This window comes from Enterobacter cloacae complex sp. 402C9, assembly GCF_050030745.1.
GTDB lineage: Bacteria > Pseudomonadota > Gammaproteobacteria > Enterobacterales > Enterobacteriaceae > Enterobacter > Enterobacter intestinihominis.
Genome location: NZ_JBLGUW010000001.1, coordinates 2,026,863 through 2,038,530 on the forward strand (window position 1 = coordinate 2,026,863; position 11,668 = coordinate 2,038,530).

Here is an 11,668-nt window from a genome sequence, read left to right on the forward strand (position 1 = left end):
TCACTCCTCACAGGCGGAAAGATGTTTGATCTGCGCGGGCAGCGTTTCGGCATACAGACCGGCGCGTTTGACGGCGTTGACGACCGCGCGGGGCGTAATCGTGGCGCCCGTGAACTGGTCAAACTCACCGCCATCTTTTTTCACCGCGAAAGCAGGATCGTCCTCGCCATGAATCATCTTACCGGCAAAGTGTAAAATCCAGTCGCTCAGGCGTGTTTCAATTTTGTCGCCAAGGCCCGGCGTTTCGTGATGTTCCGTCACGCGCGTACCCAGCACGGTGCCGGAAAAATCGCTGCCTACCAGCAGCTGAATTGCGCCAGAGTAACCGTCCGGCGCGGTGGCTTCCATGATGGCACCCACCGGGTTCTCGCCCTTACGGGCAATATAAACGCGGTGTGTTCCTTTACCGAGCTGCGGGGCCTGCACGACAAAGCAGCTTTTTTGCAGGTCATTATCATAGAAGTCTGATGGGATCACCTGATCGAACAACGCCTTTTGCTGCTTCATTGCCTGCTCTTCAATGGTGCTTTTCGTCAGTTCATTTACCAGCGCGGTCAGCCCGGTGAGGGCGGCGGCGAAGATCGCCAGCGTGACGCCGTGTTTTTGCATAGTCTTTAGCATGGCGTAACCCTTAGCGATGACCGTACACGCGTGGACGCGTGTAGTAGTCGATGAGCGGAACGGTGATGTTAGCCAGCAGTACGGCAAATGCCACGCCGTCCGGATAGCCACCAAAGCTGCGAATAAGCCAGACCAGCAAGCCCGCCAGCGCGCCGAAAATCAGACGACCTCGGTTGGTGGTAGAGGCGGTGACCGGATCGGTCAGAATAAAGAATGCCCCGAGCATGGTCGCGCCGGAGAGCAGATGGAGCTGTGGGCTGGCCAGTGACTCAGGTGAGATGACCCAGCCGAGCGTTGAACAGACGGCCAGCGTCACCAGGAAGCTCACCGGAATATGCCAGCGGATCGCTTTTTGTTGCAGCAGGAAGGCACCGCCCAACAGGTAGGCCAGATTGACCCACTGCCAGCCCGCACCCGCCAGTACGCCGCTGTAAATAGACGATTTCATCACCTGCTCGACGCTGTGGCCGGCACGCAGGGAGGTTTTGAAGGTATCTAGCGGGGTGGCCTGGCTGATGCCATCCACGCCCATGCGAAGCGCGTTCATATCCGCGCCCATCGCGGTGTGGCCAGTAAAGATAACGTTCAGGGCATCCATAAAGCCGGGCACCGTGGCGGCGATCTCATGCGGCGGCAGCCAGCTGGTCATCTGTACCGGGAAGGAGATCAGTAGCACCACGTAACCAATCATTGCCGGGTTAAACGGGTTATGGCCCAGCCCACCGTACAGCTGCTTGGCGATGATCACCGCAAATACCGTTCCCAATACTACCATCCACCACGGGGCGAACGGGGGAATGCTGATGGCCAGCAACAGGCCGGTCAACAGGGCGGAGTTATCGCTCAGGATGCGAGTCACCTCCATTTTGCGCAGCTTCAGGATCGCTGCTTCCGCTGCGACGGCACTGGCGCAACCCAGAACTAACTGGAAAAGCGTACCCCAGCCGAAAAACCAACACTGTACGGCAATACCTGGCAACGCGGCCAGGCACACCAGCATCATAATACGCGATGTCTGGCGCTGGTTATGGGTGTAAGGTGAACTTGCAATTCTGAAAACCATTTAATCCTCGTTAACGGCTTGCTGCGCGGCTTTCTTTGCCTGAACACGCGCAATCGCGGCGGCGACTGCGGCTTTGCGTGGATCGTCGTTGGCGGCCGCAGGCCGTTCGTCCTGCTGTGCGGCTTTTCGTGCTTTGGCTCGGGCGATGGCCGCTTCAACGGCGGCTTTACGTGGGTCGACAGGCGCTTCACTCTCTTCGGCAGGCTGAAGCTGTGCCGCTTTACGTGCTTTGGCGCGGGCGATAGCGGCTTCAACGGCCGCCTTGCGCGGATCGGTCGCTTCCTGTTCAACCACCACTGTCTGCTGACCGGCTTTACGGGCTTTTGCCCTGGCGATAGCCGCTTCCACCGCCGCTTTACGCGGGTCTGTGTCGGCTTCCGGTTTGGCGTTTTGCGCCTTCTCCGCCTGACGTGCGCGCGCTTCGGCTTTACGCGCTTCGCGGGCGGCAATCGCTTCGCTATTGTCCGGCTTTTGGCCAGCCACGATCGCTACCGGCTGAGCGGCAGTCGCGTTCTTCTCCCGCACACGGGCGAGGGCAGCGTTAATCGCATCCTGATCTTTCGCCGCAGGCTGCACGGCAGCCTGCTTATGGCGTTCCTGACGGGCTTGTTTCTCGCGCTCCAGTCGCGCCTGGCGCGCTTCAAAGCGGGCCTTCGCTTCAGCGGCACGTTTTTCTTCCATGGAGATAGCGTAGATTTCGGCTTTCTCCTGACGAAAGTACTGCACCAGCGGAATATTGCTTGGGCAGACCCAGGCACAGGCACCGCATTCAATACAGTCAGCCAGGTTATGCGCCTGGGCTTTATCGTGCAGCTGGCCTTTGCTGTACCAGTACAACTGCTGCGGCAGCAAGTCTGCCGGACACGCATCCGCGCAGGCGCTACAGCGTATACAACCTTTCTCTTCCTGCGTTTCGCCCATCTCCGTTGGGGAAGGGGCGAGCAGGCAGTTGGTAATCTTCACCACTGGCACATCCAGCCACGGCAGGGTAAAGCCCATCAGCGGGCCGCCCATAATGACCATCTGCTCGCTCCCCGGGCAGAAGTCAGCCTGTTCCAGCAGATGATGCACCGGCGTACCCAGACGCGCCCAGACGTTGCCGGGACGGGAGACGGACTCGCCGGTCAGCGTGACGACGCGTTCGGTCAATGGCTCTCCGTCAATCACCGCACGTTTCACCGCGTAGGCAGTACCCACGTTTTGCATCAGCACGCCGATATCGGACGAACGGCCCCCGTGGGGGACCTGTTTTCCGGTCAGGATCTGCGTCAGCTGCTTCGCCCCGCCGGACGGGTATTTGGTCGGGATCACGCGCAGGGCGATATCATGGCTGTCCGCCAGCACCGCGCGCAGCATCGAAATGGCCTGCGGTTTATTGTCCTCAATACCGATCAGCACTTCGCGGGGTTGCAGGATATGCGCAAGAATGCGAATACCTTCCACCACCTGCGCGGCACAGTCCTGCATCAGACGATCATCGGCGGTGATGTACGGTTCGCACTCGGCGGCGTTAATAATCAGCGTTTCGATTTTATCGCCGCCGCCGTGAAGTTTGGCGCCGGTCGGGAAGCCAGCGCCTCCAAGACCTGCTACGCCAAACTGATGAATGCGTTCAATCAGCGCTTCACGGCTGCGGGAACGGTAGTCGCTCCAGCCGTCACGATCGATCCAGAGATCTTCCCCGTCGGCTTCAATGATGACGCTCAGCTCAGACAACGCCGAGGGATGGGCAACGGTATGGGGGGCAACAGCCACCACCTTGCCCGAAGTCGGGGCATGTATCGGCAACATACGTCCACGACCAAAGGTCAGCGGCTGGCCGCGAAGGACGGTATCGCCTTCTTTCACGCACAGCTCGCCTTCCGCGCCGATGTGCTGTTTCAATGGCATCACGTAGCGGGTCGCCAGCGGAATTTGACGCAGCGGCGTACCGTTTGACTGGGTTTTCATTTCCGGGGGATGGATACCGCCGTCGAAGTCCCAGATCTTCTCTTTTCTGAAAGCAGAAAATAACTTAAGCATGTTGTTCCACAGGAATGTTGCGAACCGGAATGGTCTGAAGATCCCATTTCCAGCTTTCGGTCGTCGTTTCAACCGGGCGGAGTTCTATACACTGCGTCGGGCAGGGGGCCACGCAGAGGTTACAGCCGGTGCACAGGTCCGCCACAACGGTGTGCATGGCGCGGGTTGCGCCTACAATGGCGTCGACAGGGCACGCCTGAATACATTTGGTGCAGCCGATGCAGTTGGCTTCGTCGATAACAGCAAGGGCACGAACGGGCTCCTGCGCCTGTTCATCGCCGTCGACAGGCTGCGGATCGACGTTCAGCAGGGCAGCTATTTTAAGCATGACCGCTTCGCCACCCGGCGCGCAGCGGTTGATCTTTTCTCCCTGCACGCCCACCGCCTCAGCGTAAGGACGGCAGCCAGGGTAGCCGCACTGCCCACACTGGCTCTGCGGCAAAAGCTCATCAATTTTTTCAACCACCGGATCGTCCTCCACCGCAAACCGGCGGGAGGCATAACCCAGAATGATGCCAAAGACGAGTCCCAGTACGCTGATGGACGCGATGGCAATCCAGATAGCACTCATTACAACTTCACCAGACCACTAAAGCCCATAAAGGCCAGAGATATTAAACCTGCGGTCACCAGAGCGATGGCGTTTCCGCGAAACGGCGCGGGAATATCCGCCGCTGCCAGACGCTCGCGAATCGACGCGAACAGGACCATAACAAAAGAGAAACCGACCGCCGCGGAAAAACCGTACAGCGCCGACTGCATGAAATTATGCCCAAGGTTGATGTTGAGCAGCGCCACGCCCAGCACAGCACAGTTGGTGGTGATGAGGGGCAGAAAAATACCCAACAGGCGATACAGGGCAGGGCTGGTTTTACGCACTACCATTTCGGTAAATTGCACCACCACCGCAATGACCAGAATAAAGGACAAGGTGCGCAGGTAGAGCATGTCCAGCGGGATCAGGATCCAGGTATCAATCAGCCATGCGCAAATGGAGGCCATCGTCATCACGAAGGTGGTGGCCAGCCCCATGCCCATTGCCGTCTCCAGCTTTTTGGAGACCCCCATAAACGGGCACAGGCCAAGGAACTTCACCAGCACGAAGTTATTAACCAGCACAGTTCCGACAAAGAGCAGTAAGTAATCGGTCATTATTTAGCCTGAAATAAAAGAGCCGCCTATTATCGGATAAACGACAACAGGCCACAACAGGTTAACTGTAAGGTTATTACGGGTTAACGAAGGTCTTCTTAACGCGCGTCGACCGCTTGAAATAGGGCACCAGAAGCGCCGTTGCAAGCAACGGAAAGAGTAGCTGGCGAACCGCCAGTGCATCAGAAACTGGCGAAAAAGCGAACGCTTTGACGGCAAGCAGCACGGAGACCAGCAGCCAGATAATGTAATGTTTCGGCACGCTTTTGCGGCGTTTGAAGAAGGCGATGGTCAGCCAAAGCGTGTAGTACCACATCGCGATTGCGAAAACGAACGACACAAACCACGTCGCAATATTGAGCGCGCTCTGAGACATCAGTGTCTGGATAGCATGAGGAGTAACCAGTGCAGTAGTGTAAAGCAACAGCGCCAGCGAAGCGCTTAATAAAGCCACCAGCAGCCATGCCAGCGGGGCGATTAACCAGCCCCCAATTCTCTCTCCAGGCAATGCGGTCATACGCTCTCCCATAGTCTGCGCGAAATGTTATACAGAAATTTGCAGGGCGGAGAGTATATAACATTTCACGCCGAAGGCTACTTTCTTATACAACGTAACGCCAGACAGATTTAGGTACTTCCCCCACGTTGAACAGACGACCGCCAGAGACGAGTTCGGCGCGACGATGGTCAGCCGCGCGGTACATATTGATGATGTCCTGATTATCCGACAGCGTGTAGTTCAGATGGTCAAACAGTTTTTCCAGGCTTTCGAGGGAATTGATCTTGCGAAATTTTAATAAATAGTCCTGAACTGTCATATTAATAAGTTTCCATATAAAAGGGTAATACCCATAAAGGTAATGCGTTCGAATAATAAACGGATTAATAAAGACGTAAACTGTCCACTCGGGTAACGCGACGAAATTAGGAGTTTTCTTTGCGAAGATTCAGGCATCAGCAGATGCCTGGAAGAGAAGGGTAACCCCGTTCATTACGGCTGGCAATACGTTCCATGACGTAATGTGTCACGCTTTATGACGATGCGGCTTACTTTGGTTGAGCAACAGTAACAGGCTCCGGCGGCTGGTAGTTATCGATATGGCTGGCAATGCCGAGCAACACGACTGAAACGCCAAGGACAATCCATCCCGCTAATTCAATGATTCGATTAATTATTGATGACATATTTTGTGTTTGTAATTTATCCATAAATACAGATTGCAAATGTTACAGCGGCCTTTTCGACAGAGCAAGCGCTTTGGGAACGATTCCCGGGCCCCATATACACACTTTAATGCGAGGTAACAAAAAAAGCTGTCGCGAGATGCTATTTTAACTCACAGGGCACATTATTAATCTGTGCGTTAAGCACAAGGCCAGTGATAAATAAGCGCACAGCGAGGGGGCATACGATGAGTGAAAACATCCGCGTCGGTCTTATTGGCTACGGGTACGCAAGCAAAACCTTTCATGCGCCGCTGGTTGCCGGCACGCCGGGAATGGAACTGGCGGCTATCACAAGCAGCGATGAAACCAAAGTCCATGCCGACTGGCCAGCCGTGCCGGTGGTAACGGAGCCTAAGCATCTGTTTAACGATCCTAATATTGACCTTATTGTCATTCCCACCCCTAACGACACCCATTTCCCCCTGGCGAAAGCGGCGCTGGAGGCTGGCAAACATGTCGTTGTCGATAAGCCTTTTACCGTGACGTTGTCACAGGCGCGCGAGCTGGATGCGCTGGCGCGAAGCCTGGGTCGGTTATTGTCGGTCTTTCACAACCGGCGCTGGGATAGTGATTTCCTGACGATCAAAGCGCTGATAAACGAAGGCACGTTGGGCGAAATTGCTTTTTTTGAGTCTCACTTCGATCGTTATCGTCCGCAGGTGCGAGATCGCTGGCGCGAGCAGGCGGGACCGGGCAGCGGCATCTGGTATGACTTAGCGCCGCATCTTCTCGATCAGGCCGTTCATCTGTTTGGTCTGCCTGTAAGCATGACGGTCGATTTAGCGCAGCTCAGGCCGGGGGCGCAGACCACCGACTATTTCCACGCCGTTTTGAGTTATCCGCAGCGGCGCATTGTGCTGCACGGGACAATGCTTGCGGCGGCGGAATCGGCCCGCTATATCCTTCACGGGGCGCGCGGCAGCTATGTGAAGTTCGGCCTGGATCCGCAGGAAGAGCGCCTCAAAAATGGCGAACGCTTACCGCAGGAGGACTGGGGCTACGACATGCGGGACGGGGTGGTGACGCGTGCGGAGGGTGAGGTACTGGTTGAAGAGACGGTGTTGACCCAGCCTGGGAACTATCCGGCGTATTACGCCGCAATTCGTGACGCGCTGAACGGTTCAGGTGAAAATCCGGTTCCGGCGAGCCAGGCAATCCAGATTATGGAGCTCATCGAGCTGGGGATCGAATCCGCCAAACATCGCGCAACGCTCTGTCTGGCATAAGTGCCAAACGCTTTCGTAGGCCGGGTAAGCGCAGCGCCACCCGGCAGTAAAGAGGACTACTGAGCAACTTTATCGCGCAGCGCCTGTTTCTCTTCAGGCGTCAGGAAGGCGATCTCCAGCCCGTTGATTTGCGCCTGACGGATCTGCTCGCGGCTCAGCCCGGCCTGCGGCGCGGCGATGTTGTATTCGTGAATAATATCCACGCCCTGAACCGCCGGATCGTCCGTGTTCAGTGAAGCCAGCACCCCGTGTTCAAGGAAGGTTTTCAGTGGGTGTTGCGCCAGCGACGCCACTGTACTGGTCTGAATATTGGAGGTCAGGCAGGATTCGATTCCAATACGTTGTTCGGCGAGGAAATCCATCAGCGCGCGATCTTCAATGGCTTTCACACCGTGACCAATACGTTCCGCACCCAGTTCACGAATGGCCTGCCAGATGCTTTCCGGCCCCGCGGCTTCGCCAGCATGAACGGTAATACGCCATCCTGCATCACGTGCGCGGTTGAAATGAGACAGGAACAGGCTGCCCGGGAAGCCCAACTCATCACCGGCCAGGTCGATGGCGGTGATCTGGTCGCGATGCGCCAGTAACGCTTCCAGCTCCTGAAGACAGGCCGCTTCACCGAAGGTACGGCTCATAATGCCGATCAAACGCGCCTGAACGTCAAAGGTTTTGCAACCTTCACGCACGCCCTCAATGACCGCTTCAACCACGCCCGCTACGGGGAGACTGTGGGTCATCGCCATATAGCCCGGAGAGAAACGCAGTTCGACATAGTGCAGGCCGTTGCGAGCGGCATCTTCGATGTTTTCAAAGGCGACACGGCGACAGGCATCGAGCGAGGCCAGCATCTTCACGCCCCAGTCAAGCTTGCTCAGAAAACTTACCAGATCCGGCTCGTTCGACGTCACCTGGACATGGGGGATCAGGGTTTCAAGCGTTTCGGCAGGGAGCGTTAAATTGAACTGGCGACCAAGATCGAGAATAGTTTGGGCACGAATGTTCCCGTCGAGGTGGCGGTGAATATCAGTTAAAGGCAGGCGTGTATCAATCATGGTCGCACTCTTTGCTGGTTAAAGTGCGCCATATTATAAAAACAAAACGGGGGAAAAAGCTATTTGCGCAAGGGAATATTCCGTTGCGCAAATTATTTACAGCAGAGTGTTGATACCCGCAATAAGGCGCTGAACGCCCTGTTCGAGCTTACTGCGAGGACAGCCAGCGTTCAGTCGAACATAGCCTTTACCTTCATCCCCATAAGTATAACCCGGCATGATGGCCACTTTTTGCTGTTCAATCAGCACGTTTTGCAGCGTTTTGTCATCAATACCGAGTGGGCTGAGATCAATCCAGGCCAGATAGGTGGCCTCTGGCGGTTGCCACTTGAGTGTCGGAAACGCAGCATTCAGTTCGTCAGCAATGTAGCGCAGGTTTTCTTCGAGATAGGTCCGCAGCGCGTCCAGCCAGGGTTCGCCCTGCCGGTAAGCAGCAATGTGCGCGGTCAGCGCCAGCACGGAAGGGGAAGAGAGTCCGTCCCGCCCTTTTAAGGCATTCAGATAGGCGTTACGGCTGTCGTCATCGGCGATAAGCCCCCAGGCGCCCGTCAGTGCCGGAATATTGAAGCTTTTGGAACCCGAGGTCAGCAGCGCCCATTTACCGCGTGCAACCTCATTCCACGGGGTATGGCGATGCGTGCCCCATACCATGTCCATATGAATTTCGTCGCTGATTACCGCCACATCATGACGGCTGCAAAGCGTTGCAATAGTGGCCAGCTCTTCCCGCGTCCAGACTTTGCCGGTTGGATTTTGCGGGCTACACAGCAGCAGAACCGTGTTTTCCGGTTTTGCCAGCGCCGCTTCCAGCGCGGCCATATTGCCGTCCCAGCCACGCGCCGTTTTCTGCATCGGCACGGAAACAACGGTACGCCGGTTGCCTTCAATGGCTTTATAAAAGGCATCGTAAGCCGGAGTATGAACCACCACGCCGTCGCCAGGCGCGGACCATATGCGGATCAGCTCCGAGACCATATAAATGACCGACGGCCCATACACTACGGTTTCGGTATCAATCTGACTGTTAAAGCGTTGCCGGAACCAGTGCGCCACGGCAGCCAGAAATTCGTCATTTTTCCAGCGGCTGTAGCCAAACACGCCGTGGTTGATGCGCTGGTGCAGCGCATCGGTAATACAGGGAGCGGTGGCGAAATCCATATCAGAGATGGTGAAGGGCAGCAGGTCGGCAGCCCCAAAACGGTCAGCGACATAATCCCACTGGGTACACCAGGTGCCGTGTCGATCCACGACGGTAGAAAAATCAAACATGACGGTGCTCCGTAAAGTAAAACCCCCTCATGACGAGGGGGGCGAGGCATCAGGCTTCGACGGTTCGCATCAGGGTTGCCAGCTCATCCTTCACTGACTGTACCTGCGGGCCAATGACGACCTGCAAATTGTGTTGATTTAACTGTACCACGCCGATAGCCCGGTTAGCTTTAAGTGCGTTGGTATCCACTTTGGACATGTCCGCCACCGACAAACGCAGGCGGGTGATGCAGTTATCCAGAGAGGTAATGTTATCCGCACCGCCCAGCGCCGCCAGAATAGCCGGCGTGTTATATCCGGATTTCCCAACGGTACCGGCCACTGCCTGTTCAACGCTGGTGGCCGTATCGGTATCGCGGCCAGGCGTTTTCAGGTTAAAGCGGGTGATGGCGAAGCGGAAGATCCCGTAGTAAACCGCGAACCAGATGGCGGCCACAACCGGCACCAGGTACCACTTGGTGGACAGGCCATGCAGGATACCGAATACCACGAAGTCAATCACGTTACCGTCGGTGTTCACTGAAGTGTAATAGGTATAATTGATATTTGCCGATGTACACTGTGAACAATCAGGTTACTGCAATGTTGAAAATTACAGCTCCCACTCAACTGTGTATGCCGGAAGGAAGCCAAAGACAAGATTGTAAATCCCTTTGAATTTCTCCGTTGTTACCAACACCCCACACAATCATCATCCCTCTTTTATCAAGGCATGATTTCCGTTGCCCCCTTTCACTCCTTCTGATATGATAATGAGTTATTATAAATATTTCCGTAAACTTTGTTCCGTAGTATTTCTCTCCTCGAAAACATCCCCAACGTCAGATGCAAGGCGGCTTTGCGCTATCGCAAATGCCATCGTTTTACCGTGGTTTTAGGTAGTAACTATGTAGGAGGTGTGATCTCTTTCTGAGTACAAAAAGGTTAATTTAACAATGATGCAACAATCACAAACCCTGTTCGAATCGTCGATTTTATCGGCAACAAGTTTTCGTACCGTCTACCATGAACACGGACGTTACAAAACAATTAATGGCAACTCCTTTGTTCATGATGGTCATGAATACCGTATTAACACAAGAATCGGCTCTGGTGTTCGTCATGACATACTTATATCAACAATCAACGAACTGAAAGCAATCCTGAAGCTCTACAGTCGAGTGTTCCTGACCCGTTTTGATCTCCACCTCCCTGAGTTCACTTCTGTTGAAGCAGGTAACAAATACATACGCAACCTGTTCAAACGATTACGTGACCGCCTGGAGTCTGGAAACAACGGTTTATCGGAACCTATTATCGATTTTGCTTACGGTTGGGTTTGCGAACAGGAAAAGGCTTCACAACCCCATTACCATTGCTGGATTGCACTTCCACATCGTTCGGTAAGATGGTTTGGAACGCCAGAAAGAGGGATTGCTGGTATTATTACGGAAATCTGGATGAAACTGACAGGTGGTAAAGCAACGCTGGTAAACTTGTCTAAAGCCACTAAAGACTATCCCGATCACTACGTCATTCATCGTGACGATCCTTCATCACTCGAAGGTCCGGTATTCTGGCTTTCTTACCTGGCAAAAGAACGTGGTAAAGCGCAAACTGGGAAGGGAACGCGCATGTACTCAACATCAAAATTGAGTAGCAAAGTACTGAATTCGTAAATATCGCACAGGAAGCCCGTAGCGCGTTTTTCTTCCCAAGGTATGCAATCGCATTACCCATATCATAAAAGTCGCTTACAGCCTCGCTCAGAGCGTTTTAAGGCATGATTTGTAACTGGTTAACTTTATGCTTCGGTCAGATGCATGATAGTTCAACTATAGTTGCTATGCTGATAGATTCATACATCACTTCAAAATTCCTCGCGAAGCGAGGGACACGAACGAAGTGAGTGTCTGTGTACGATGTACTGTTTATAATATTTATATTTTATATATAGAGAAAACAGTACATTTCCGTATATTTTTTAACCGGCATTAACTATCCGTCTTCGCTTCGCTTGACGGAACTCGCTTCGCTCGTAATTCAGGAGGCTT

The 11,668-nt window shown here is 54.4% G+C and carries 12 protein-coding genes and 1 pseudogene; 2 read left to right on the forward strand and 11 right to left on the reverse strand.

Annotated elements, in window-relative coordinates:
• The 8 genes from rsxG to blr form a co-directional block, all read right to left on the reverse strand.
• Positions 1–621 (reverse strand): electron transport complex subunit RsxG, encoded by a 621-nt coding sequence (gene rsxG / locus ACQG1K_RS09730; protein WP_367075219.1) that lies wholly within the window; start codon positions 619–621, stop codon positions 1–3.
• Positions 622–631: 10 nt separating this feature from the next.
• Positions 632–1,684 (reverse strand): electron transport complex subunit RsxD, encoded by a 1,053-nt coding sequence (gene rsxD, locus ACQG1K_RS09735; RefSeq protein ID WP_022647918.1) that lies wholly within the window; start codon positions 1,682–1,684, stop codon positions 632–634.
• A complete protein-coding gene (gene rsxC / locus ACQG1K_RS09740) occupies positions 1,685–3,706 on the reverse strand; it encodes an electron transport complex subunit RsxC (RefSeq protein ID WP_367075217.1) in 2,022 nt (673 codons plus the stop codon).
• Positions 3,699–4,277 carry an electron transport complex subunit RsxB gene (gene rsxB / locus ACQG1K_RS09745; protein ID WP_015570664.1) on the reverse strand — a complete coding sequence of 193 codons (579 nt, stop codon included), beginning with the start codon at positions 4,275–4,277 and terminating at the stop codon, positions 3,699–3,701. Before rsxB ends, rsxC begins: the two co-directional genes overlap by 8 nt.
• Positions 4,277–4,858, reverse strand: a complete 582-nt coding sequence (rsxA, locus tag ACQG1K_RS09750) for an electron transport complex subunit RsxA (protein WP_367075215.1) — start codon at positions 4,856–4,858, stop codon at positions 4,277–4,279. The genes rsxB and rsxA overlap by 1 nt, the downstream gene beginning before the upstream one ends.
• Positions 4,859–4,934: 76 nt before the next feature.
• The gene (locus ACQG1K_RS09755; protein ID WP_015570663.1) at positions 4,935–5,375 is read right to left on the reverse strand and encodes a DUF2569 domain-containing protein; all 441 of its coding nucleotides are present in this window, start codon (positions 5,373–5,375) and stop codon (positions 4,935–4,937) included.
• Between the two features lie 85 nt (positions 5,376–5,460).
• Positions 5,461–5,676, reverse strand: coding sequence for a transcription modulator YdgT (ydgT, locus tag ACQG1K_RS09760; protein ID WP_000217941.1), 216 nt, complete (start codon positions 5,674–5,676; stop codon positions 5,461–5,463).
• Between the two features lie 229 nt (positions 5,677–5,905).
• Positions 5,906–6,031 carry a division septum protein Blr gene (gene blr / locus ACQG1K_RS09765; RefSeq protein WP_193543376.1) on the reverse strand — a complete coding sequence of 42 codons (126 nt, stop codon included), beginning with the start codon at positions 6,029–6,031 and terminating at the stop codon, positions 5,906–5,908.
• Positions 6,032–6,270: 239 nt separating this feature from the next.
• Between blr and ACQG1K_RS09770 the strand changes: the two genes are divergently transcribed.
• Positions 6,271–7,311: an oxidoreductase gene (locus ACQG1K_RS09770; protein WP_023306015.1), complete on the forward strand. Its 1,041-nt coding sequence runs from the start codon at positions 6,271–6,273 to the stop codon at positions 7,309–7,311.
• Between the two features lie 56 nt (positions 7,312–7,367).
• Here ACQG1K_RS09770 and add read toward each other — a convergent pair whose 3' ends face one another.
• From add to ACQG1K_RS09785, 3 genes and pseudogenes are all read right to left on the reverse strand, one after another.
• A complete protein-coding gene (gene add / locus ACQG1K_RS09775; protein ID WP_108367667.1) occupies positions 7,368–8,366 on the reverse strand; it encodes an adenosine deaminase in 999 nt (332 codons plus the stop codon).
• Positions 8,367–8,462: 96 nt separating this feature from the next.
• On the reverse strand, positions 8,463–9,635 hold the full coding sequence (locus ACQG1K_RS09780; RefSeq protein WP_367075212.1) for a MalY/PatB family protein: 1,173 nt from the start codon (positions 9,633–9,635) through the stop codon (positions 8,463–8,465).
• Positions 9,636–9,684: 49 nt separating this feature from the next.
• Positions 9,685–10,152: pseudogene (locus ACQG1K_RS09785) on the reverse strand (glucose PTS transporter subunit EIIB); the annotation flags it as partial.
• A gap of 418 nt (positions 10,153–10,570) precedes the next feature.
• Between ACQG1K_RS09785 and ACQG1K_RS09790 the strand changes: the two are divergent.
• Complete coding sequence (locus tag ACQG1K_RS09790; protein WP_214623804.1) at positions 10,571–11,293, forward strand: YagK/YfjJ domain-containing protein; 723 nt, start codon at positions 10,571–10,573, stop codon at positions 11,291–11,293.
• Positions 11,294–11,668: the final 375 nt, after the last annotated feature.